19 protein-coding genes and 2 pseudogenes are annotated in these 19,785 nt (G+C 70.6%); 11 read left to right on the top strand and 10 right to left on the bottom strand.

From position 1 onward, the window contains the following. From LJ221_RS23490 to LJ221_RS16075, 3 genes are all read left to right on the top strand, one after another. The coding region (locus LJ221_RS23490) for an acyl-CoA dehydrogenase family protein (protein ID WP_302852014.1) at positions 1-1,631 on the top strand (1,631 nt) is incomplete at its 5' end. Positions 1,632-1,656: 25 nt separating this feature from the next. After that, positions 1,657-3,441, top strand: a complete 1,785-nt coding sequence (locus tag LJ221_RS16080; RefSeq protein ID WP_241717425.1) for an acyl-CoA dehydrogenase family protein — start codon at positions 1,657-1,659, stop codon at positions 3,439-3,441. After that, a complete protein-coding gene (locus LJ221_RS16075; protein WP_241717424.1) occupies positions 3,438-4,223 on the top strand; it encodes a 4'-phosphopantetheinyl transferase superfamily protein in 786 nt (261 codons plus the stop codon). Before LJ221_RS16080 ends, LJ221_RS16075 begins: the two co-directional genes overlap by 4 nt. Before the next feature lies 1 nt (position 4,224). Here the strand turns inward: LJ221_RS16075 and LJ221_RS16070 are convergent, their stop codons facing one another. Next, positions 4,225-4,914 carry a MerR family transcriptional regulator gene (locus tag LJ221_RS16070; protein ID WP_247720101.1) on the bottom strand — a complete coding sequence of 230 codons (690 nt, stop codon included), beginning with the start codon at positions 4,912-4,914 and terminating at the stop codon, positions 4,225-4,227. A 156-nt stretch (positions 4,915-5,070) separates the two neighbouring features. Between LJ221_RS16070 and LJ221_RS16065 the strand changes: the two genes are divergently transcribed. The 3 genes from LJ221_RS16065 (at position 5,071) to LJ221_RS16055 (ending at position 7,438) form a co-directional block, all read left to right on the top strand. Next, a complete protein-coding gene (locus LJ221_RS16065) occupies positions 5,071-5,472 on the top strand; it encodes a DUF3291 domain-containing protein (RefSeq protein WP_241717422.1) in 402 nt (133 codons plus the stop codon). Positions 5,473-5,515: 43 nt separating this feature from the next. Next, positions 5,516-6,979, top strand: a complete 1,464-nt coding sequence (locus LJ221_RS16060) for an MFS transporter (RefSeq protein ID WP_241717421.1) — start codon at positions 5,516-5,518, stop codon at positions 6,977-6,979. A gap of 177 nt (positions 6,980-7,156) precedes the next feature. Next, entirely contained in the window at positions 7,157-7,438 is a 282-nt protein-coding gene (locus LJ221_RS16055; protein ID WP_093850170.1) for a GlsB/YeaQ/YmgE family stress response membrane protein, read from the top strand. 466 nt (positions 7,439-7,904) lie between these two features. Here the strand turns inward: LJ221_RS16055 and LJ221_RS16050 are convergent, their stop codons facing one another. The 4 genes and pseudogenes from LJ221_RS16050 to LJ221_RS16035 form a co-directional block, all read right to left on the bottom strand. Continuing rightward, positions 7,905-8,585, bottom strand: a complete 681-nt coding sequence (locus LJ221_RS16050; protein ID WP_241717420.1) for a lysophospholipid acyltransferase family protein — start codon at positions 8,583-8,585, stop codon at positions 7,905-7,907. 169 nt (positions 8,586-8,754) lie between these two features. Next, positions 8,755-8,916, bottom strand: coding sequence for a hypothetical protein (locus tag LJ221_RS16045; protein WP_241717419.1), 162 nt, complete (start codon positions 8,914-8,916; stop codon positions 8,755-8,757). A 114-nt stretch (positions 8,917-9,030) separates the two neighbouring features. Beyond that, a complete protein-coding gene (locus LJ221_RS16040) occupies positions 9,031-9,237 on the bottom strand; it encodes a DUF397 domain-containing protein (RefSeq protein ID WP_241717418.1) in 207 nt (68 codons plus the stop codon). Between the two features lie 22 nt (positions 9,238-9,259). Then, positions 9,260-10,238: pseudogene (locus LJ221_RS16035) on the bottom strand (Scr1 family TA system antitoxin-like transcriptional regulator). Between the two features lie 264 nt (positions 10,239-10,502). Here LJ221_RS16035 and ltrA point away from each other — a divergent pair. Beyond that, positions 10,503-11,546 (top strand): group II intron reverse transcriptase/maturase, encoded by a 1,044-nt coding sequence (gene ltrA, locus LJ221_RS16030; RefSeq protein ID WP_241717417.1) that lies wholly within the window; start codon positions 10,503-10,505, stop codon positions 11,544-11,546. 277 nt (positions 11,547-11,823) lie between these two features. Here ltrA and LJ221_RS23485 read toward each other — a convergent pair whose 3' ends face one another. Then, positions 11,824-11,952: a hypothetical protein gene (locus LJ221_RS23485; protein ID WP_302852013.1), complete on the bottom strand. Its 129-nt coding sequence runs from the start codon at positions 11,950-11,952 to the stop codon at positions 11,824-11,826. A gap of 441 nt (positions 11,953-12,393) precedes the next feature. Then, positions 12,394-13,167: an SDR family NAD(P)-dependent oxidoreductase gene (locus LJ221_RS16025; protein WP_241717416.1), complete on the bottom strand. Its 774-nt coding sequence runs from the start codon at positions 13,165-13,167 to the stop codon at positions 12,394-12,396. Between the two features lie 152 nt (positions 13,168-13,319). Between LJ221_RS16025 and LJ221_RS16020 the strand changes: the two genes are divergently transcribed. Further along, entirely contained in the window at positions 13,320-14,009 is a 690-nt protein-coding gene (locus LJ221_RS16020; protein WP_374228474.1) for a TetR/AcrR family transcriptional regulator, read from the top strand. Positions 14,010-14,138: 129 nt separating this feature from the next. Here the strand turns inward: LJ221_RS16020 and LJ221_RS16015 are convergent, their stop codons facing one another. The 3 genes and pseudogenes from LJ221_RS16015 to LJ221_RS16005 form a co-directional block, all read right to left on the bottom strand. Continuing rightward, positions 14,139-14,924 (bottom strand): ScbR family autoregulator-binding transcription factor, encoded by a 786-nt coding sequence (locus tag LJ221_RS16015; RefSeq protein ID WP_241717414.1) that lies wholly within the window; start codon positions 14,922-14,924, stop codon positions 14,139-14,141. A gap of 121 nt (positions 14,925-15,045) precedes the next feature. Beyond that, positions 15,046-15,648 (bottom strand): response regulator transcription factor, encoded by a 603-nt coding sequence (locus LJ221_RS16010; protein ID WP_374228475.1) that lies wholly within the window; start codon positions 15,646-15,648, stop codon positions 15,046-15,048. Between the two features lie 690 nt (positions 15,649-16,338). Continuing rightward, a pseudogene (locus LJ221_RS16005) lies at positions 16,339-17,146 on the bottom strand (IS5 family transposase). Between the two features lie 307 nt (positions 17,147-17,453). Between LJ221_RS16005 and LJ221_RS16000 the strand changes: the two are divergent. From LJ221_RS16000 to LJ221_RS23480, 3 genes are all read left to right on the top strand, one after another. Beyond that, on the top strand, positions 17,454-18,326 hold the full coding sequence (locus LJ221_RS16000) for a ScbA/BarX family gamma-butyrolactone biosynthesis protein (protein WP_241717413.1): 873 nt from the start codon (positions 17,454-17,456) through the stop codon (positions 18,324-18,326). Positions 18,327-18,349: 23 nt separating this feature from the next. Then, complete coding sequence (locus tag LJ221_RS15995; RefSeq protein WP_241717412.1) at positions 18,350-19,276, top strand: NAD(P)-dependent oxidoreductase; 927 nt, start codon at positions 18,350-18,352, stop codon at positions 19,274-19,276. Between the two features lie 393 nt (positions 19,277-19,669). After that, on the top strand, positions 19,670-19,785 hold a 116-nt coding region (locus LJ221_RS23480; RefSeq protein ID WP_141708051.1), incomplete at its 3' end, for a biotin carboxylase N-terminal domain-containing protein.

Below are 19,785 nucleotides of genomic sequence, written 5' to 3'. Positions count from 1 at the left end.
GGGCCGGCCTGGCCGCGCAGGCCGGGCCGAGGCTGCGCACCGCCTTCGTACCGGCCGCCCTCGGCGGCACCCTGGAGGCGCTGGACGCCACGCTGATGCTGGTGAGGACCGCCGCCCGCCGGGACGCGGCGATCATGCCAGCCACCATGTTCGGCATCACCGCGGCCACCTGCGTGCTGATCGCCGGCTCCCGGCGGCAGTGTGAGCACGTCGTGGACCTGCTGCGTGAGGGCGGCTCGCTCGGCTTCGCGCTCTCCGAGGCCGACCACGGCAGCGATCTGCTCGCCAACGACACACGGGCCGAGGAAGTCCCCGGCGGCTACGCGCTCACCGGCGAGAAGTGGCTGGTCGGGCTCGGCGGAAGGTGCGACGGGCTGCTGGTGGTGGCCCGCACCGGCGGACGCGGCCCGGCCGCCTTCTCCGCGCTGCTGCTGGACGGGGAACAGGCCGCCGCGACCCGCCGCGACACCCGCCGTCCGACGGGCATGCGCGGTGCCGACCTGGCCGGTTTCCGCTTCGACGGTCTCACCGTGCCGCGCGAGGCACTGGTCGGCGGTGTGGGCCGGGGGCTGGAGACCGCGATGAAGGCCATGCAGGTGGTCCGCACCATGAGCACGGCGGCCAACCTGGGGTGCGCCGACACCGGCCTGCGCCTGACGCTGGACTTCGCCGCCGCCCACGTCGTGGCCGGCCGTACGGCGCTGGCGCACCCGGGCGTCCGGCGCGACCTGGCCACCGCCGCGGCCCTGCTGCTGGCCGCGGACGCGGTGGCGCTGACCACCGCCCGCGGTCTGCACACCCTGCCCGCCGCCCAGAGCCTGTGGTCGAGCGTGGCGAAGAAGGTCCTCACCGACACCTGCGAGGAGGCGCTGGCGCGCTGCGCGGACGTGCTTGGCAGCCGCGGAGTGCTGCGCGACGGGCCGTACGCGGCCTTCGACACGCTGCGCAGGGACAACCTCGTCGTCCGCCACATCGACACCAGCCCCACCGCCAACCTGCGCCTGGTCGCCGCCCACTTCGCCCGGCTGACCGCCGCACCGCCCGCTACGGGCGCGGGCCCGGACACGGCGGACGGGTTCCCCGGCACCCTGGCCCGGACGTGCACGCTGTCCGAGTCGCTGCCCGAGCCGGACCTGGACCGCCTGGCGCTGTCCGACCGCGGCGCGGACCCGGTCCTGAGCGCGGTGCCGGCGCTGGCCGCCCGCGCCCGGGAGGTGCTGGAGAAGACGGACGAGCGGCGGGCCGCGCAGGCCGTCACCCGGCTGGAGCGGGCCGCTTCCTGGCTGGGGCACGCCCTGCGCGCCCGTCGGGGCGCCGACCCGCTGCGCGACCAGGACCTGGCCGCGCGGCTGTGCTGGGTGCACGCCGCCGCGAGCTGCCTGCTGCTGTGGTGGCACAACCGCGACCACCGGCTGTACGACGCGCCCGCGGGCGACCCCGGCTGGCTCACGGCCGCCCTGACGGTACTGACGGCCCGAGCCGCCGGCCGCCCCTCCCCGCTGCCGGAGGAGGACGCGGAGGCGGTCCTGGCCACCGTGCTGCCGCTGCACGAGGCCGATCGGCTGTTCTCCGCCGCCGCCCTGCCCCTGGCACACGGCGGGCCCGCGCCGGCGCCGGGAGCGTCCGCATGACCCGCCCCCTGGAAGGAGCAGTGGTATGAACGCGAGCAAACTCACCTCCCTGGCTGGGGAGTTGGAGGACCACCTGGGCGACCCGCACGACGACCGCTCGCGGATGCCGTTCGCCCGGATCCTGGAGCACGACGAGCGCGAGCAGTACCCCCATCGGATGGTGAGTCTGCTGCAGGACTGGGGACTGCACCTCTACTGCCTGCCCGAGCGGTGGGGCGGGCGGGCGGGCGACGTGGAGGCCGGCTTCCAGCTCGTGCGGCTGGTGGCCCGCCGGGACCCGACCACCGCCACCGCGCTGATGATCACCAACGTGGCGTTCATGCCGACCTGGATCGCCGCCACCGACGAGCAGGGCCGCGCCGCGGTCGACGCGATCAACCACGGCGGGCGGATGGCCTGGGGGCTGACCGAGCGCGAGCACGGCAGCGACATCCTCGCCAACGAGATGCGGGCCGAGAAGGTCCCCGGCGGCTATGTGCTGACCGGTGAGAAGTGGCTGATCGGCAATGCCACGGTGGCCGACGTGGTCAGCGTTCAGGCCCGCACCGATCCGAGGGGCGGGCCGGGCGGGTGGTCGGTCTTCGCGGTGGACAAGCGCCGCTGCCCGGCCGGTTCGGTGATGCCGCTGCCGGCCGAGCGCCTCCACGGGCTGCGGGCCATCGACATGAGCGGCATCCGGCTGGAGGGGGTGTTCGTACCCGAGGAGTGCCGGATCGGAGCCGAGGGGCAGGGGCTCGAACTGGCACTCCAGGGCGCCCAGGTGGCCCGCACGGTGATCTGCGCGATCGCGCTGGGCGCGGTGGACACCGCGCTGCGGGTGACGCTGGACTTCGCCGAGCAGCGCTCGATCTTCGGCCGGAAGGTCGCCGACATCCCCTACTCGCGGCGCCAGCTCGCCGAGTCCTTCGCCGACGTGATGCTGGCCGACGCGGTCTCCACCGCGGCGGTGCGCTCCCTGCAGGTGATACCGGAGCAGACCAGCGTCTTCTCCTCGGTCGTGAAGTACTTCGTGCCCACGCTGATGGACCGCACGATGGCGCAGCTGTCGGTGGTGCTGGGCGCCCGCCAGTACCTGCGCGACCACCCGCACTACGGCATCTACCAGAAAATGCTGCGCGACCTGCTGGCGGTGCACTTCGTCGACGGCAACACGGTGGTCAACCTCAAGAGCGTCGGCGCCCAGCTCGACGGACTGCTGACGGCGGCGGTCTCGGCGGACGACGCGTCCCGTGCCGAGGCCGCGGAGCGCGTGCTCGCGGTGTACGACGCGGACGCCCCGCTGCCGGTGTGGGAACCGCACCGGCAGCTGCTGGTCAGCCGTGGCCGCGACGACACGGTGGTCTCGCTGCCGGTGGCGGTGGAGCGGTTGCGGGCGATGGCGGCCCGGCACGAGGACGAGCGTCAGCGGGACTGGCTGGGCCGCGCGGCGGACCTGGCGGTACGGCTGTCGGGGGAGTTCGCCCGGCTGCGGGCCGAACTGGATCTGCTCAAGCGGTCCCGGGGGCGCGGATACGGGTCCTCGGCCGAGCTGTTCCGGCTGACCGAGCGCTACTGCGCCCTGCACGCGGCCGCCGCCTCGGTGCAGCTGGCCACCGGTTCGTCCCGGGCGTTCGGCGACGGGTTCCCCGACGGCGCGGTGCTGCTGCTCTCCCTGGAGAGGGTGTGGCGGCTGTTCCACCCCACCGAGACGGTGACCGACCCGGAGACCGTGGACCGGGTGATGGAGGTGCTGCGCGGTCTGCACACCGCGCCGCGGCTGTTCTCCGCCCGGCCCGTTCCCGTCCGAGCCTCCATGCCGGGGCCCGAGTGACAGAGGCACGGACGGCCCGGCCGGGGGAGGGGGCCGGCCGGGCGGACCAGCGGACACAGCTGTGGCTGCTGGCCGAGGAGTCGGTGGACGCGGAGGTGGCCCGGTACGCCGCCGGACTGCTCAGCGCCGACGAGCGGCGCCGCCTGGAGCGGCTCCGCCCGCCGGCCGGGCGGCGGCGCTTCCTGGGCGCGCGGCTGCTGTGCCGCACGGTGTTGGGGGAGCTGCTGGGCCAGCCCCCGGCCGCGCTGCGGTTCGTCCGCGGCGCGCTGGGCCGGCCCGAGCTGGACCCCGGTCCGCACGGGGTGCGGTTCAGCGTCTCCCACACCTCCGGCCTCATCGGCTGCCTGGTGAGCCGGGAGGGTCCGTGCGGGCTGGACGTGGAGCGGGCGGAGGTGTCCGGGCCGGCACTCCGGTACGGGCAGCGATGGCTGGCACCCGCGGAGCGGGAGCTGCTGGCCGCGCTGCCCCCCGGGCGGCGGGCGCGGGAGTTCACCGACCTGTGGGTGCTGAAGGAGGCGTACACCAAGGCCCTGGGGCTGGGGTTCCAGCACCGCTTCGACGGGTTCCGGCTCGGTCCGGACGATCACGGCCAGGTCGTGCTGGAGGACCCGTCGGTACCGCCGGACGCGGCCGCGCGCTGGCGCTTCGCCCTGCTGTCGGTGTCCGGCGGGCACCGGCTGGCGGTGGCGGTGCGGCGGGACGACGACGGATGCGGCCCGTGGTCCGCCCCCCGGCCGCGCTACCTCGACCCGCGCACGGTGGTGGCCGGTGCCGGCCGGTGACTCACCCGCCGGCGCCGCCGCTCCGGTCGTCCCCGTCCCGGTCGTCCCCGTCCTGATCGGCGTACCGCCGCGCGGCCTCGTTCTCCTGCGCCATCCGGCGCAGGGTGGCCAGGACCGGCTCCATCAGGACGGTCAGGACCAGGGCACGTTCGGCGATGTCGATGCGGTCCTCGATCCCGGCGAGCTGGTCCAGGTCCAGCCGTGCGGTGGCGGCGGCCAGTTCGGCGTAGGGGGCCAGTTCGTCGGCACCGTAGTCGGCGCCGACCTCGCGCAGCGCACGCAGCCCGGTGGCCAGCGCTCCGCGCAGCGGCGACTGCTCGGTGACGGTCCAGCCCATCCGCTCGACGAGCCGCTCCACCTCGGCCGTGCTGCCGTCGGCGGCGTCCTGCTCCTCCGTGTCTCTCCCGTCCGGCTCCGCGGTCACCGGCGACCGCAGGGCGTAGTGCGTGACGCCGAGGGTCTTGTACCGTCCGAGCGGCTCGCCGACCGCTTCGAGGACTTCCCTGGTGGCGGCCACCGAGAGGCCACCGAGCGTGGTCAGCGCTCTGACCAGGCGCAACCGGCGCAGGTGGTCCTCCTCGTACTCCGCCTGGTTGCTGGCGGTCGCCCGGCCGGGCCGCAGCAGCCCTTCCCGCAGGTAGAACTTGATCGTCGGAATGGGGACGCCGCTGCGGCGGCTCAGCTCGGACATCCTCACGGGATTCCTCGATTTCTGCGGCGGACGCGGCACGTGCCGCGTGTGGACATGGAAAGTGTAACGTGCCACTATCGATAGTGGATAGTGTCACTATCGCCACCCCGCAGGTGACGCCCGCGCGCCCTGCCCGCGAGTCAAGGATCCCGCGCCATGCCGAAGCTCCCCTGGACCACGATCAGCCCGGCCGACCCCGCCGACGAAGCGGTCGTCATGGCCTCCCGGCTGGAGGTCGCCTCCCTGCGGCACGTCCCGCGCTTCTTCTGGTTCTCTCTGGTGTCCTGGCGACAGGTCCGCCGGTCCCCCGGGGCCTTCGGGGCCTCGCTCATCGCCCAGCTCGGCCGCGGCGTCTTCTGGACCCTCTCGGCCTGGGAGAGCAAGGAGGCGTTGTACGCCTACGCCAAGGCCGAACCCCACAACTCGATCATGAAGCGGCTGCGGCCCACCATGAGCGAGTCCCACTTCGTCTTCTGGACCGTCCCCGCCGAGCGGCTTCCCATCTCCTGGGAGGACGCCCGGGCCCGACTGGCCGAGGAACGGGCCCGGAAGTCCTGACCCGCCCGCACCCACCGCCCGACCACCCTGACGGGAGAACCCCATGTCCACCGCCGCACCACCCGCACCGGCTGCCGGGCGCACGCCGCTGTGGCTCGCGATCGTCGCCTGCTCCCTGCCGATGTTCATGACCGCCCTGGACAACCTGGTGGTCTCCACCGCGCTGCGGACCCTCCAGCAGGACCTCTCGGCGAGCGCCCAGGACCTGCAGTGGTTCGTCAACGCCTACACCCTGGGCTTCGCCTGCTTCCTGCTGGTCTGCGCGGGCCTGGGCGACCGCTACGGCCGCCGCCGGTTCTTCGTCCTGGGTATCGTCGTCTTCACACTGGCCTCCGTCGGCTGCGGGCTGTCCGAGACCAGCGGCCAGCTCATCGCCTTCCGCGCCCTCCAGGGGCTGGGAGCCGCCGCGGTCATGCCGCTGTCGCTGACCCTGCTGTCCGCCGCGGTGCCGGACCGGCTGCGCGGTCTGGCCGTGGGGCTGTGGAGCGCGGTCAGCGGCACCGCCGTCGCGCTCGGCCCGGTGGTGGGCGGTGCGGTCGTGGAGGGCCTCGACTGGCAGTGGATCTTCTGGATCAACGTGCCGGTCGGACTGGTCGCGGTACCGCTGGCGCTGCTCGTCCTCAAGGAGAGCCGCGGTGAGCGGTCCCGCATCGACGTCGAGGGCATGCTGCTGGTCACCGCCGGGCTTCTCGCCCTGGTCTGGGGCATCGTCAACGGCGAGACCCACGGCTGGAGTGACGGCCGGGTGCTCCTCGCCCTGGCCGCGGGCGTGGTGCTGCTCGCGCTGTTCACCCTCTGGGAGCGGCGCACCAAGGCCCCGCTGCTGCCGCTGCGCTTCTACCGGGTCCGCGCCTTCACCCTCACCAACGTCGTCTCCGCCGCCATGTACTTCGGGGTCTTCGGCTCCATCTTCCTGCTGGCGCAGTATCTGCAGATCGCGCCTCCCCGCACCCCGCTGCACGCCGGTGTGCTCACCCTCTCCTGGACCCTGATGCCGATGTTCGTGGCGCCGTTGGCGGGCATGCTCACCGAACGGGTGGGCGGCGGCCGGCTCATGGGCATGGGCCTGCTGCTCCAGGCGGGCGGCCTGGTCTGGATCAACCTGGTGGCCACCACCGACACCCCCTACTCCCACCTGGTGGCGCCGATGGCCCTCGCGGGCGTCGGTATGGGGCTGACCTTCGCCCCCGCGGCCACGGTGGTCCTGGCCTCCGTGCGCAAGACGGAGCACGGCAAGGCATCCGGCGCCAACAGCACCGCCCGGGAGATCGGCGGCACCCTGGGAGTGGCGGTCCTGGGCACGGTCTTCGCGGCCCACGGCGGCTACCTCTCCCCGCAGGATTTCGTGGACGGTGTGCGGCCCGCCCTGTGGATCGGCGCGGCGGTCACCGCGCTGGGCGGGCTGGTGGCCTTCGCCATACCCCGCCGGCCCGCGGGTGTTCCGGAGCCGGAGCCGGGCGGCGAAAGCGCCGGACCGAGCACGCGGCAGGTGCGGCAGGCGGCCTGACCGGCCGCGCATCGATGCGGCACCGGTGCGAGGCCGGTGCCGTACGGGCGGGCGAGCAGCCGGTGCGAAGGAGGCCCTGTTCCGCGCGTCTTCCGCCGCGTTCCGGAAAACTCCTCTGTTTGGCTGGCGAGTTCATGGCAATGCGGTTCTCTGAAGACGACAAGGAGGTACCCAGACATGGGCATCATCGCGTGGATTCTCATCGGTCTGCTCGCCGGAGCGATCGCCAAAGCCCTCATGCCGGGCAAGGACCCGGGCGGCATCCTCGTCACGATGCTGATCGGTATTGTGGGCGGCCTTCTCGGCGGCTTCCTCGGCAAGGTGATATTCGGCGTCGACTCGATCGACGGATTCTTCGATCTCTCCACCTGGATCGCCGCCATCATCGGATCGGTCATCGTTCTGGCCGTCTACCGGGCCGTGACCGGCCGCGGCAACCGCCGCCACGTCCACGCCTGACCCGGTAACAGGCCTTTCAGGCAGGCGGCGGCCGGTGATCGGCCCGTCGCACGGCGCGCCTTTCGGCGGCCCCTCTCCGGAGCGGGCCGCCGAAAGGCGCGCTCTGCCACAGGGGCGGCCACGTGGTCGAAAGACACCCGCCCTCTCGACGCTTCCCCTCCTTCCGGCCGGCCCCGGCCGGAAGGAGGGGAAAACAATCCGGTGGGTGATCCGGAACGTGGCATGTTCCTCACAGGGCCAACCGTACGTGACACCCGGTGAACCACCCGGTGCGGAAACCTTCTTCGGGTAATCCCGTACCGGAACGGGGAGGCACGGCGGGCCGTTTTGCCGCACCGTGGCGGAACGCCGTCATTCCGCCCGGTGGACACCGGTTCCGGACCCCGGGGCGCCGGAAGCCGGGATTCGTGGACGGCGGCGATTCCCGGTTCGGGCGGCTTCCGGTCGGTGGGGAGCCGCGCGCGGCTCAGGCGGTCGCCGTGAAGTCCCCGTGCCGGCGGACGGGGTGGCCGGCCCGCGCCGCCGCGATCCGCCAGGCGGCGATGACCGCCCGGCGGGCGTGGGCGGTGGCCGTGACCACGTCACCCGACAGCCGGACCGGCTCGCCGATGTGGACGTGTACGCCGGGACGGCGTAGCGGGGCGGTGACGAACCCGGCGACCTGCTTGGCGGTGGACCCGGAGCTGATGCGGCGGGAGCCGGCCTGCCCCAGGGGGACCACCGGGGCGCCGGTGGTCAGCGCCAGCCGGGCCAGCCCGCTGCGGAACGGGCCGGGCTCGGCCTCGCCGGAGTCCGCGCGGCGCGGCAGACCGCCCTCGCCGTAGATGAGTACGATCCGGCCCGCCGCGAGCGCGGCGGCGGCGCCCTCCAGTGAGGCGGCGGCCCGTTCGGTGCCCCGGTGCACCGGCACGTGCCCGTCACGGACGAGGGCCTGCCGCAAGCCGGGTATCCGCCACAGCCCGGCGGTCGCCAGCACCACGGGCCTGGTGTCCAGGCGGTGCAGGGCGGCCAGGACCACGCCGGGATCGACCAGGGAGGTGTGGTTGGCGGCGACGATGCTGCCGGGCGCGAGCTCGGCGCCGGGGTCGGAGGTGACCCGCAGACGGCCGAGGGCGGGGACGACGGTGCGGGCGACGGTGCTGAGCACGGCGGGCTCCTCCGGGTACTCCTGCGTGGTTTCGGTGTGTCCGCCGGACGCCGGACGCCGGACGCCGGACGCCGGGCGCCCGAAGGGGCGGCGGACCTCATCCTCGCCGGGCGCGCCCGGCGGCGCCTGAGTAGCCGTACTCATCCGTGCCCGGGTGGTCGTCCGGAAGTCAGCGTGCCGCGGGGCGCGTCATCGGCGGGGCGAGGTGTTTCGCGGGGTCCGCGCGGTACAGCGTGGCGTCGTAGGCGTGGACGATGCCGGGGGTGGAGGTGTCGATCTCGACCGGTTCCCGGGCCGACCGGCTCCGTGCCCGACTCATGTCGTCAGCCATGCGTGTGTCCTTCACGTCTGTGTGAGCGGCCGTCGGGTCGTGCGGACCGGGCGGGTGAGCGGGCCCCGGACGGCAGGCGGGCCTGGAGCCGGCCGGGCCGGGGGCCCGCGGGGTTCAGGAGAGGAGGAAGTCCGCCTCTCCCGCCCTGGCACCCCGGATGAACGCGCCGATCTCGCCGGGTGTGCAGATCAGCGCGGGACCGTCCGGGGCGGTGGACTGGCGGATGGCGACCCGGCCGTCGGGCAGCCTCCTCGCCTCCAGGCAGTTGCCGCCGCTCCATGGCCTGTGCCGGCCCTCGGCGCCGAGTCCGCCGGCGCGCATGCCGTTGTATACGTGGTCCGTCTCAGAGCTCCTCGCGGAAATCCCGGAGGATCTCCTTCGTGCGTCGTGCCGTTGCCGCCTGGGCCGACATATGGTCCAGGAGTTCGAGGTGGGAGGCGACCTCGGTGCGCTCGTCCAGGTAGACGGCGCCGGTGAGGTACTCCACGTAGACCGTGTCAGGGAGTTCGGGGAGCCCGAAGCGGAAGAGGACGAACGGCCCGTGAGTGCCCGGGTGGAAGCCGGAGGAGAACTCCGTGATCTGCAGGGTGACGTTCGGTCGCTCGGCCTCCTCCAGCAACCTGTCGACCTGGGCCCGCACAACCTGCGGCGGGCCCACGGGGCGGCGCAGCGCCGTCTCCTCCAGCAGGACCCACAGACGCGGGGCGTCCGCGCGGGTGAGCAGGTGCTGGCGCTCCATGCGCAGTGCCACGTGCCGTTCGACCTCGCCGCCGTCGGTGGTCCGGCCGGCCGAGCCCCTGCGCAGGATGTGCCCGGCGTACTCCTCGGTCTGCAGCAGGCCGGGGACGACCTGCGGCTCGTAGGCCCGGATCACCCTGGCGGAACTCTCCAGGGAGACGTGGAGGCTGAACCAGTCCGGCAGCACATCGCGGAACCGCTGCCACCAGCCGGGCCTGTTGGCCCCCTCGGCCAGCGTGACGAAGGCATCGGCATCGCAGTCGGCGACCCCGTAGGCCTCCAGCAGTAGACGCACGTAGGGGATCTTCAGCGCGACCTCGGCGGTCTCCATCCTGCGGATGGTGGCGGACGCGACGGCCTCGGTGATGTAGCGGTGGGCGATGGTGGTCCCGACCAGCGGACCCGGCTGCGAGCCGGGCGTACGGGTGGCCGTTGCGGAGGTGGGCGAGCGCGAGGAGTGCCTGCCGCTCCGGGCTCAGGTGCCGCCACCTGGTACCGAGCTCCCGGCATCGTTGACGGATACAGGAGGAGGGGAAGCGTAGGGCAGAGCTGGACACGTCGGCGCCGCACGGGTGGACAGGCACGCGGAAGCTCCCGGCAGGACGGCATGGACTCGACACTCACCCGTCTACCAGGAGTTTGTGTGCCACGAACGCGGGAGATCGGCGGTGGTAGCGGCTGGTTGAGCGTGGTGCTGCACGGGAGATGAAGGATGTTCGGCCCTTCGGAGCCGCCTTTCGGGAGGAGGCTTCAAACCGCCCTCCGCTGCGTTAGCTGAAGACTGTCGTGGTGAGCGGGAGGGAAAAGGCGTCCGTGAGACGTCAGGTGGGGATCAAGAAGGCCTGGCGGTGGAGATCCCGAAGGCGCATGGCGAGGGCATCCGGGTTCTGGGGGTGCCGACCGTCGCGGACCGGATCGCGCAGACCGTCGTGGCCGCCCGGTTGGAACAGGCGGTGGAACCGAAGTTCCATCCCGACTCCTACGGGTATCGGCCGGGTCGGTCGGCGCTGGACGCGGTGGCCAGGTGCCGGGAGCGCTGCTGGGGCAACGACTGGGTGGTCGACCTCGACATTCAGAAGTTCTTCGACAGCGTCGCCCGGGACCTGATCGTCAAGGCGGTCGAGGCCAACACCGACCAGCCCTGGGTCTTGTTGTATGTGAAGCGGTGGCTTGCCGCCCCGCTGCAACGATCCGACGGCTCGCAGACCGAACGGGACCGGGGAACCCCTCAAGGGTCAGCGGTCTCTCCCGTGCTGGCCAACGTGTTCCTGCACTACGCGTTCGACGAGTGGATGGCCCGACGGTTCCCGGCGGTGTCGTTCGAGCGGTACGTCGATGACGCGGTGGTGCACTGCCGTAGCGAGCGCCAGGCTCAGATGCTGGTGGCGGCGATCGGTGAGCGGATGGAACAGGTCGGGCTGCGGCTCCATCCGGACAAGACCCGGATCGTGTACTGCGAGGACGGGAAGCGTCAGGGCTCCTTCGAGCACACGGCGTTCGACTTCCTGGGGTTCACGTTCCGGGCGCGGGCGGTCCGCAGCAGGCAGGGGACCGTGTTCACGGGCTTCGGTCCGGCGGTCTCCAAGGCCGCCATGCGGGAGATGAGCGAGACGGTGTGGTCCTGGAGACTGCACCGCCACACCTCCCTCTCCGAGCAGGACCTCGCACGATGGCTCAACCCGATCGTGTCGGGATGGATGAACTACTACGGCCGCTTCTACCGGTCGGAGCTGTATCCGCTGCTCAGGCGCATCAACGTCTACCTGGTGCGCTGGATGAGGAAGAAGTACAGACGGCTGAGGACCTTCACCAAGGCGCACGCGGCCTGGAAGCGCACGACCCGCCAGTACCCGCGCTTCTTCGCGCACTGGCGATGGGTCCCGGAGTTCTGACGGCGAGGTTGAGAAGAGCCCGGTGACGGGAGACTGTCACGCCGGGATCTGTGGGAGCCCGGAGGTGAGACCCCTACGGGCCACCCGACCTCTACGTCTGCATACCAATTACCGGCTTCACGGGACAGGTTGGAAAACCCTCAATGAGGTCTTCTCATGCGTCCAGCAGCCGGGGCGGCGTCGTTCAGGCGGTCTGACCGACTTGATGGCGATTCATGCGGGTGATCGCGAGGTGTCGAGTCCCTGATCACCACAACGGAAGACCGTGCCTGACCGCTCATCGTCGCCCATCCCTGCCGGTCTGGGCCAGCTCGCTGTTGCCCGGCCTCCCGTGCCCGGGGAACATCTCGGCCTGCTGGACTGTCTCGCCGCGGTGCCCGATCCGCGCCGCAAGGGCCGCCGCCATCCCCTCGCCTTCGTGTCGAGCGCGTCTACGCCGTCACCGACCCCACAGCCGGGCAAGCAGACGCCACCGAGAGCGCACACCACGTCCGCACCGGCACCGCCCTCAGGGCCATGGCCGGCCTGCGTTACACCCTGTCGGGAGGACATGGTGTACTGCGTAGTTGTCCTGGGGCACCCACCGGCGCCCGGTGGTCGGCTGGTCCATCGCCCCTACCCGGACCGCCGGCCCGGGCGCCGACGGCCTCAGCATGGTCGTCGGCAACCGTCGACCGACAGCCGGGAACGCGATCCGCTCCGACCATGGTGTCCGGACCTCGGGCCTGCCCTCTCGACGGGCGTGATCGGCGAATGCCGTGAACGCGGTAACGGGGACACCGCCGCAGGAGTGGTCGACACGGTCTTCGAGCACCTCGAGATCTTCCCGGAGAAGCTCACCGCCATGTCATCGGACGAGCTGGAGGGTGAGCTCGTGGAGCCGGGCCGCAGCGCTGGAGTCGAAGGACGGATGGTCCAGGCTCATCGGCTCGTCCTGCACGAAGGCGCTGAGCGGTTCGGCAGGCGGAGTGTCGATGCGGGCGATAACGGGAACGATCCCTTCGCCGACCGGCTGGCCGTACTTCTTGAGCGAGGCGACGTGGGCGGCGGTCGCGGCGTCGTACTCGCCGCAGAAGCCGGTGGAGACCGCGCCGGGGTTGAGCAACACGTACCGTGTGGGGCCCGCCGCGTTCTGGGCGGCATACGAGACCCCGAGCAGGTCGTTGGCCCGGCCTGCCTGCATCTGGGCCGTCACTCCGTCGTAACCACGCTTGAGCATGAGGTCGTCCCAGTGGATGCGCCCCATCGGGACGCCGGGGCCCGACACGTTGACGATGACCCGGGGGGTGTTCAGACCGTGGCTGAGAAGGAAGCGGCTCAGGTACTCCAGGGCGAAGGTACCCTCGATGCCCTCGGAGGTCTCCCACCGGGTCGCGCGGAAGAACCTGGCGCACAGGACGAGGGCGTCCACGGTGGGGAACGCGGAGTTGATCTCCTTGACCACTCGCCTGTTCTCACTCAGCAGGCTCAGGTCCGCCCGGATGAAAACGGCTCCCGGGACGCTCCTCGCCTTGTTCTCGTCACGGCCGACGATGGTAACGGTGTCGCCGCGGCCCAGGTACTCGAGTGCGAGAGCCTTGCCCATCCCGTCGGTTCCTCCGGTGATCACGAGTGTCTTCATCGATGGTGCCCTTCCACGCGGTGGTTTCCTCGGGGTGACGCCGGGGGCCGTGGCGGCCGCGGGGAACGTTGACCGAATCCCCGTGTGACACGAGGCTGTTTTTTGAACCTCCTGGTTCAGGCTACCTTTCAAATTGGTTTAAGTGTAACGCGATGGGCCAGAAGGATGGACCAAGGGGTAAAATCGGCCTCGTGGCAACCACATCACGCGGACGGATCGACAAGCGGCAGGCGATCCTGGACGGCGCGTTCACCGTGTTCGCTCGTCAGGGATACGCTCAGGCGTGCGTGCAGGAGATCGCCGACGAGGCGGGCGTGGCCAAGCCCACGGTGTACAACCACCTCAGTGACAAGGCCACTCTCTTCCGGCACGCGATGGAAGCAGTCGCGCAGGACGAACTGAACGAGGGGCTGACCGTCCTCGAGTCGCTGTTCGAGCCGGGGGAGGACCTGCGGGACGTGCTGGAGCGTGTCGGATGCGACCTGCTCCGCCTGCACCGCGGCGCCCGTTCGTGTGCGTTGCGGCGGTTGCTCCACTCGGAGATTGCTCGGTTCCCCGACATGCTTGACGTCCTCAGCCGGAGCGGACCCCACCGTCTCGCCCAGGCCCTGGCGGACCGACTGGCCCGACTGGTGCTCGTCGGCCGGCTGCGCGCCGAGGATCCCGCGCGGATGGCCGAGCAGTTCCTGGCCCTGCTGACGGGCCCGATGGAGGCCCGATCCCGGATGGGAACGCGTTGGGTCGACGACCCCGAGCTCAGAGAGGTGGCTCGCGCCGCCGTCGACACCTTCCTGTGGGCGTTCGGGAAGCGTGAGGAGATGGACGCGGGCAAGGGAGTGTAGGGCGGCTACGCTCCCGTTCCGCCCCGTCACTGGGTCGGCGGCCGCGCACAGGGGGCCGTACTCGGGGTGCGGCGGCGATGTGACGGCCGCTCGGTCCGGCCGCGGGCGCGGCCGGACCGGAGTGCCGATTCATGCCGGTGGCATGGGAGAGGTGATGGGGCTTCCGGTCGGATCCGGTGACCGCTGTGTTTCTTCCTTCTCGCCGGGCGGGGTGAGCAGGGAACGAACGCATGGCGTGGCTGTTCGGTGAGCTGCGGGGCCCTGGGGAATCATACGCGCGCCGGGGTTCTCCGGCTGGCTCTCCGGTGACGGATCGCGGGGAACGATCCGCAACGCTCCGATTATGCCTGCCACGGCGATTCCGGGCAGCAGGTACCGCCACAACGCGGAGATACGCTCGGGGAGGTCCTGCCGGTTGCTGTAGACCTGGGACACCACCTGCAGGCCGGTGAAGGCCCCGACGATGACCGAGGCGGCTTCGTGGATGTCCACGCCCGGCAGGAGCTCGCCCTGCTGCTCCGCCTGGCTCAAGAGGCCCAGAATCGCGGCGCTCGCCTGGTCGTATGGCGTCTGCGCCGGACACGAGAAGGATGTCCGTTCCAGGACGAGCCGCACACTGGCGCGCAGTATCGAGTCGTGCTGTAAACGGTGTGCGAACTCCATGGTGAGGTCGATGGTCGCCTGTAGCTTCACCGGCTGGTCCGGCGGTACCAGAGCCTCGCTCTGTGCGGCCACGAGCGCGGCGGCCAATGCTTCCTTGGAGGGGAAGTGGTGGTAGAGAGCGCCCCTCGTCAGCCCGGTTCGCGTGAGGATCTCGGTGGTGCTCGCTGCTTCGTACCCGCGTTCGTCGAATACCTGCGCGGCGGCTTTCAGGATCGAGCGCCTCGATCGTGTTCCACGTTCCTGCCGGGCCATCCAGCTTCCTTCATCGAGCGGTGAAAACAAGCATACTTACCTGTATACCATCGGTTCGGAGGGGGCGGTGTCAGATCGGGACTCGCCGCACGGGATGTGATAGCGGGGTGCTCGGTGAGAGTCAAGGATGGCCGATACGGAAGCCGACTCCACGGACCGTGACGATCCAACTGCTCGACCCGAGCTTGCTCCGTAGACTGCTGACATGGGTGTCGATGGTGCGTCCGCGGTGGGACCAGGCGTCGTCCCAGATCTGGATCATCAACTGCCTGCGGGAGACGACGGCTTCGGGCTGGGAGGCGAGCAGGTGAAGCAGGTCGAACTCCTTGCGGGTCAGCTCCACAAGGTGTCCGTCCAACTGGACCTCGCGAGTGACGGCGTCGATGCGGAGTGGTCCGTGCGTGATGATCCGTGGGGTGGATCGCTGGGGACCGGCTCTGCGCATGACGGCTTCAATCCGAGCAAGCAGCTCGCGGAAACCGTATGGCTTGACCACGTAGTCGTCCGAACCGGCCTGGAGCCCGAGTACCCGATCGAGTTCGGTGCCGCGGGCGGTGACGGTGATCACCGGGGTGTCGCACACCGCTCGAATGCTGCGGCAGACCTCCAAACCGTCCAGGTCCGGCAGGTCGAGATCGAGCAGGACCAGGTCGGCGTAGCGGTAGGCCTGTAACGCCCTGGCGCCGGTGGCAACACAGTCGGCCAGGTAACTGTTCCGGCGCAGCCCCTCGGCCAGCGATTCGGCTGCCTGTGCATCGTTCTCGACGACGAGGACGCGCGCGGGGTGGCGGGGCTTTCCGGTGTCGATCCGCTTCGCCGTCGGAAGCGGGGGTGGGGTCCGGAGCGCGGTGGACGCTGCCGCTCGGCGGACGGTTCGAGTGAATCCACGATCTGTCGACTCATCTGCTCCTCCTGGGGCACAGGATGTCGCCGAGTTCCTGGATGATCTCGTTCGCCGAAACTAACAAGCATACTTGTATGATTTCAATGTGATGTATGTCTCACAAGTACGCTGTTCCGGTTCGCGTGCTCGCTCCCCGGGGAATCCTGTAACCGCACTTTTAAGAGGCTTTTACATCTCTTCGGCCGGTCGCGGCGGTGCGCTGGTATAAGAGCCGCCGCCGATGGTGATCTCTCCAAGAACAGACAGGTCTGCTTGGAAACTCACTCTGGTGGAGAGTTGCAGGGCTCGGGCGGAGAACCGCGGCCGAATGATGCCGTTCGTGGGGTGCGCCGGGCGGCGGCGCAGGTGCTTCGCCTCGGTGTCGATCGCAGCCGTCGTTCAGGGGCTGCCGGCCCGCTCACCAGCTCCTTCGTGTTCCGGAGTCAGTCCTTCGGGTCGTCGGCCGACAGGTCCCGGAGTCGTGACCCGTTGCGGTAGGGTACACAGGTTGTTCAAGATTCAGAGCTTGTCTCATATGGTGAGTTGGGCGAGTTTCTTGTAGCAGGTCAGGGCGGCCGCGAGGCCGGGGAAGGCCAGGAAGTGGCTGCCCTTGCGCTCATACCAGACGGTGAGGCGCTGGTGGCCGAGGAGCCAGGAGATCGACCGCTCGATCTTCCAGCGGTGCCGCCCGAGCCGTTCGCCGGACTCGATGCCGGACCGGGCGATGCGCGGGACGGTGCCCCGCTCGCGCAGCCACGCCGGCTTCTCGGCGGAAAGTGGTAGGCCTTGTCGGCGCGGAGCCCGCCGGGGCGGCGTCTGCGCGGGCCGCGCCGGGAGCGGACGGCGGGGATGCCCATCACCAGCGGCGGGAGCGCCTGGCTGTCGTGGACGTTCACGCCCGGGGGCAGGCCCCGGGCGTCGGACAGGACGTGGAGCTTGCCGCCCTTCTTGCCGCCCCGGTCGACCGGATTGCGCCCGGTCAGCGAGCCCCCTTTCTCGCCCGCGCACTCGCCGCGTCCACGATCGCCGCGCTCCAGTCCACCTCACCGCGGGCCCCGAGCTCGTCCAGCACTGCCCGGTGCAGCCGGCGCCACACCCCGGCCCCGGTCCAGAGCGTGAACCGGCGGTGCGCGGTGGCCGGGGAGACGCCGAAGGTCTCCGGCAGATGCCGCCAGGCGCACCCGCTGGTCAACACGTACACCACGGCGGTGAAGGCGGCCCGCTCGTCCACCGGGGCGGTCCCACCGCCCTGCGGCCGGGACGTGAACTTCGGCAACAGCGGAGCCGCCAGCTCCCACAGCACGCCGGGAACCAGCCGCTGCGACAGATCAGCACTCACGGCCACCCATCATGCCGCCCCGAACCCACCACGTGAGACATGCTCTTGCTTGAAAAACCTTACCGACTCGTCTGTATCTTGGGCGTGATAACAGCTTGTGGCCAGGATGGAGGTCACAGGTTCACGACGCCTGCTGGGTCACCGCCCCCGGAGAGGAACAGGAGCCCCGCGCATGCCGTCCCGCGTACCCCCCGAAGCTCCTCGTGCCGACAGTCAGGCCACAGGTCTCCTCGCCGCAGGGCCCGCGGCCACACCACAGGCCCTGCTCACCACGACGGTTCCGCGAGAGTACGTCCACCGTGCCGCCGTGTCGGAAGTACTCCTCATCGATTGGGGCCCCGACGCCTCCGACCAGGCCGACTCATTCGTGGTCAGAGCGCAGTGGCCGCGTGGGCACTCCTTCTTCACCCCGGTTGGTGGCTACCAGGACCCACTGCTGCTGATCGAGTCGGTCCGGCAGGCCGGTTCACTGCTGGCCCACGCCGAGTACGGGGTCCCCCTCGGATATCAGTTCCTGATGTGGGACATCTCCTTCTCCGCCCACCCCGACGCGCTCGTAGCGGGCTCGACCCCTACCGAGGTCGAACTGCGGATCATGTGCCACGACATCGTCCGCCGTGGGCGGACCATCGCGAGGATGCGCTACGACGTTTCCGTGTGGCGCGAGGGGGCGCCCCTGGCCGCTGCCCGTGCGAGCTTCAGTTGCACCAGCCCGGCTGTGCACCGGAGGTTGCGCGGTGACCGCCCCGTCATGACCGGCCGCGCCCTGCCTCCGGCGATCGATCCGGCCGAGGTCGGCCGCACCTGCCCGGGGAACGTCGTACTCTCCTCTTCCGGAAGGGGACGGGAGAACCTCTGGCAATTACGTGTCGACACGGAACACCCGGTCTTCTTCGACCACCCGGTCGACCACACCCCCGGCATGGTGCTGATCGAGGCGGCTCGGCAAGCCGCCTATGCCGCCACCGGCTTGCCGGACGCCCTCCTGCTCGGCCTCGAGAGTGCCTTCACACGCTACGCCGAACTCGACGCCCCCTGTCTGATAGAGGCGCACCCCGAACGTCCCGGCGTGACCGGCGACATCCCGGTGCGTGTTCGAGGGACGCAGGAGGCACAGACTCTCTTCACCGCCGACCTGGTGCTCAGGCCTCGTGACGTACAGACTCGGCCCGGCCGTTGAAGGGGGACGGCGTGGCCACTGTCATGATCACGGGGGCGACCGGCTTCGTCGGCGGTCACGTCGTTCGTGAAGCCGTGCGGCGAGGTGTCTTTTCCCTGAAGCTGATGACGCACCGTCGGCCCCTGCCCGCCTCAGTACCCGCCGGCAGTGTCGTGCGTGCCGATCTCGCAGACCTCCGATCACTGCACGGGGTATGCGACGGAGTGGATGTGCTGCTGCACTGCGCTTCGCAGATCGGGGGAACGCCCCAGGCCAACGAGTCCGTGAATACACGTGGCACTGCTGCCCTGGCGGAAGAGGCCCGGCGTGCCGGAGTCGCCCGTATAGTCTATCTCAGCACGGCCTCGGTCTACGGTCGCGGCACCTTCCGCAACGCCAGTCCCGGGGACCTGGTGCGTGATCCGGGCTCACCCACCTCCCGGACCCGGGCCCGAGCCGAGGACGCGGTCCTCGCGGCGGGCGGGGTCGTCCTGCGTCCGCACCTCGTCTACGGCGAAGGTGATACCTGGGTGGTGCCGGGCATCGCCCGGATCCTGCGAGCCCTGCCCGGCGTCGTGGTGAACAGGACCGCCCTGATGTCCATAGTCTCCGTGCAGGAGCTGGCCCGCCTCCTGCTCGGTACCGGCCTCGCTCCCGCATCGGCCCTGACGGCGTCCGTGTATCATGCGACCCATCCGGCGCCCGTCGTCGCGGACGTTCTCCTGCGTACGGTGGCGGAATGCGCATCGTTGCCGTGGCCAGCACAGGAGTTCGACGTCCTGCGGGCCCGTGCCCTGCTGGAGGCACAGGGGCAGTCACCGAACGGGTTGGACATGCTGACCTCCGACCACTGGTTCGACAGCACCTCGCTCTGGTCGGACCTTGGCTACGACCCCGGCCCGGACTTCGAGACCGATTTCTCGGAATGCGCGGCGTGGTACGCGCGGACACTGCGCGCGACCCAGGCGTGATGCGTGCTCATTCGGCGAGGACGCAAGCCGCGCCCGCACCGGCAGCCTGCCCCGGGCCCTGGCAACCTTCCGCAGCCTGGCGATCAGCCTCGCCCACCTCGCCGGATGGACCAACAGCGCCGCCGCCCACGACCACTACCGCAACCACCCCGCCGACGCTCTACGCGAACTCGGTCTCACCGGATGAGCACGCATCACGCCTGCGGCACGTCCTGAGACCGGGAAATTCTGACTGCGTCGACTTGTGAAAACCTGACTCTTTTCTGAACAGGACCGTATTGAAGCGGCCGTCGTCCGTTGAGCAAGCTCGTGGGGAATCCGACGAGCTGTTTCCCGGACCATCCCACAGAGGCTTTCGGAGCGTGGGTTCCGAGTGAGTCAGGAGAAGCCATCGTGCGCAAGGTGCTCATCGCCAATCGCGGTGAAATCGCTGTCCGGGTCGCCCGGGCCTGCCGGGACGCCGGGATCGCGAGTGTGGCCGTCTACGCCGACCCGGACCGGGACGCGCT

The sequence above is a fragment of the Streptomyces sp. CNQ085 genome (assembly GCF_022614595.1).
Classification (GTDB): domain Bacteria; phylum Actinomycetota; class Actinomycetes; order Streptomycetales; family Streptomycetaceae; genus Streptomyces.
This window is presented reverse-complemented; position numbering and strand designations above follow the sequence as displayed.

Coding starts and splice junctions, on each gene's coding strand:
- LJ221_RS16080 (WP_241717425.1), top strand. CDS start 1,657: ATGAACGCGAGCAAACTCACCTCCCTGGCTGGGGAGTTGGAGGACCAC.
- LJ221_RS16070 (WP_247720101.1), bottom strand. CDS start 4,914: ATGTCCGAGCTGAGCCGCCGCAGCGGCGTCCCCATTCCGACGATCAAG.
- LJ221_RS16065 (WP_241717422.1), top strand. CDS start 5,071: ATGCCGAAGCTCCCCTGGACCACGATCAGCCCGGCCGACCCCGCCGAC.
- LJ221_RS16060 (WP_241717421.1), top strand. CDS start 5,516: ATGTCCACCGCCGCACCACCCGCACCGGCTGCCGGGCGCACGCCGCTG.
- LJ221_RS16055 (WP_093850170.1), top strand. CDS start 7,157: ATGGGCATCATCGCGTGGATTCTCATCGGTCTGCTCGCCGGAGCGATC.
- LJ221_RS16045 (WP_241717419.1), bottom strand. CDS start 8,916: ATGGCTGACGACATGAGTCGGGCACGGAGCCGGTCGGCCCGGGAACCG.
- LJ221_RS16040 (WP_241717418.1), bottom strand. CDS start 9,237: ATGCGCGCCGGCGGACTCGGCGCCGAGGGCCGGCACAGGCCATGGAGC.
- LJ221_RS23485 (WP_302852013.1), bottom strand. CDS start 11,952: ATGGCGGCGGCCCTTGCGGCGCGGATCGGGCACCGCGGCGAGACAGTC.
- LJ221_RS16025 (WP_241717416.1), bottom strand. CDS start 13,167: ATGAAGACACTCGTGATCACCGGAGGAACCGACGGGATGGGCAAGGCT.
- LJ221_RS16020 (WP_374228474.1), top strand. CDS start 13,320: ATGGGCCAGAAGGATGGACCAAGGGGTAAAATCGGCCTCGTGGCAACC.
- LJ221_RS16015 (WP_241717414.1), bottom strand. CDS start 14,924: ATGGCCCGGCAGGAACGTGGAACACGATCGAGGCGCTCGATCCTGAAA.
- LJ221_RS15995 (WP_241717412.1), top strand. CDS start 18,350: ATGATCACGGGGGCGACCGGCTTCGTCGGCGGTCACGTCGTTCGTGAA.